The following is a 502-nucleotide window of genomic DNA, read 5'->3' on the forward strand; positions in this document are numbered from 1 at the left end:
TGAACCTGCTGAGGAAAGTATAAAAACCACGAGAAACGTTTCAAAGTCCGCCCCGTTACTTATGTATGACGAAGATAATAACGGTAGGATTACTTGCAAGGAAGCTATCAGAAATGGTATTGCACCAGTAAGAAGATCACATCCTGCATACTCTTATATGAACGATAGAGATGGTGATGGGGTTGTATGTGAATAAATCGACTCTATCTATACGATCACTGGACTTCCAAAAAGCGGGACTTCAGGTAGTAGAGATGACATTTTGCTTGATATGCTCATTAGCCCACCAGCGAATCGGTGGCTAAAACCTTTAAAAACTAACGAGGAACTGAGTATGGCAATCAAAACAAATATACTGGAGCTAAATGGACTAAATCCGGCTTATTTCACCAATACGGAATTACTCCCTCTCGACGATTATCTGACGGGTAGAGGAATTTATCTATTTCCACATATTGAGAAGAGATTTGGCAGTATTCCTTTAGAGCGCGTTGTTGGTCAT

General features: G+C 40.4%; 1 protein-coding gene. It reads left to right on the top strand.

Annotation, left to right across the window (positions count from 1 at the left end):
- Window positions 1-196: excalibur calcium-binding domain-containing protein (locus R8O10_RS27835; RefSeq protein ID WP_318192310.1), on the top strand; the 196-nt coding region annotated here is incomplete at its 5' end.
- Between the last annotated feature and the right edge of the window lie 306 nt (window positions 197-502).

Source organism: Vibrio sp. 1727 (genome assembly GCF_033344415.1).
Lineage (GTDB): Bacteria > Pseudomonadota > Gammaproteobacteria > Enterobacterales > Vibrionaceae > Vibrio > Vibrio alginolyticus.